Source organism: Streptomyces sp. WM6386, assembly GCF_000972385.1.
In the GTDB taxonomy this organism is placed as follows: Bacteria; Actinomycetota; Actinomycetes; order Streptomycetales; family Streptomycetaceae; genus Streptomyces.
Map to the genome: position 1 here is coordinate 1 of NZ_JXTE01000375.1, position 597 is coordinate 597.

General features: G+C 79.4%; 1 pseudogene. It reads right to left on the reverse strand.

Annotated elements, in window-relative coordinates:
* Positions 1 to 395: pseudogene (locus tag TN53_RS41810) on the reverse strand (AIR synthase related protein); the annotation flags it as partial.
* Positions 396 to 597: the final 202 nt, after the last annotated feature.

Below are 597 nucleotides of genomic sequence, written 5' to 3' on the forward strand. Positions count from 1 at the left end.
CGGGGCCCCCCCCCCCCGCCCCCCCGGGGGGTGTCGCGGCCCGGGCCGCCCCCCCGCCCCCCCTGCCGCAGGGGAAGGCCCGCCTCGACCACCGCCGACACCGACAGTCCGAGGGGACGCGCGCCCGCGGCCGCCAGTTCGTTGACCGCGCCGCACGCCGCGACATGGCCGATGTCGCCGTCGCCGTAGAACGGCGGATCGGTCACGTACGTCCCCGACAGCAGCAGGGGCCGGCCCTCGCCCAGCGGCGGGCACGGTCCCCGCGCGCCGTCGAGCGCGTCCCGCAGGAACGCCCGCAGCCCGCCCCCGGCCCGGCCGTCGAGGTCGTCCGGCAGCGCTACGTGCCCGGCCAGGGCCAGGGTGGACCTGGGGGAGAAGGCAGTACCGGCAGTCATGAGGGCTTGGCCCCTCTTCGTACGGTCGGCGGACAGGGGGGGGCCGGGGGCCGGGGTGGGGGGGCGATCCGCAGGGGGGGCGGCGGACGGCAGCCGTCGGGCCCGCGGTCGCCGCGTGCACGGGGTCGACGCCGAGTTCGTCGAGGGCCACGCGCACCTCGTAGTGCACCGGCAGCGCCACCTCCTCAACCCGCATGCCCAG